Origin of the sequence: Nitrosospira sp. NpAV (assembly GCF_000832065.1) — a bacterium.
GTDB lineage: Bacteria > Pseudomonadota > Gammaproteobacteria > Burkholderiales > Nitrosomonadaceae > Nitrosospira.
The window spans coordinates 1-288 of the sequence record NZ_JXQM01000261.1; the positions used below are offsets into that span (position 1 = coordinate 1).

Sequence of the window (288 nt, forward strand, 5' to 3'; positions counted from 1 at the left end):
CAAGGTTTGATTCCAGTGCGTCACACTTGTGACGGCAAAGATTCTTCACCGGAGCTTATCTGGGCAGGTGTACCGGAAAACGCAAAAACTCTGGTTCGGATCGTTAATGACCCGGACGCACCCGATCCACAGGCACCCAAAATGACCTGGGTACACTGGATTCTTTACAACATTCCATCTGCCATCCGCAAATTACCGGAACAAGTAACCGTTGCCGAATTACCCACCGGCACACTGGAAGGCATCAATAACTGGGAACGAACCGGCTACGGTGGGCCTTGTCCACCT

At 52.1% G+C, this 288-nt stretch carries 1 protein-coding gene; it reads left to right on the plus strand.

Annotation, left to right across the window (positions count from 1 at the left end):
* Window positions 1-15: 15 nt before the first annotated feature.
* A partial coding sequence (locus SQ11_RS16065) for a YbhB/YbcL family Raf kinase inhibitor-like protein (protein ID WP_156972554.1) occupies window positions 16-288 on the plus strand: 273 nt, incomplete at its 3' end.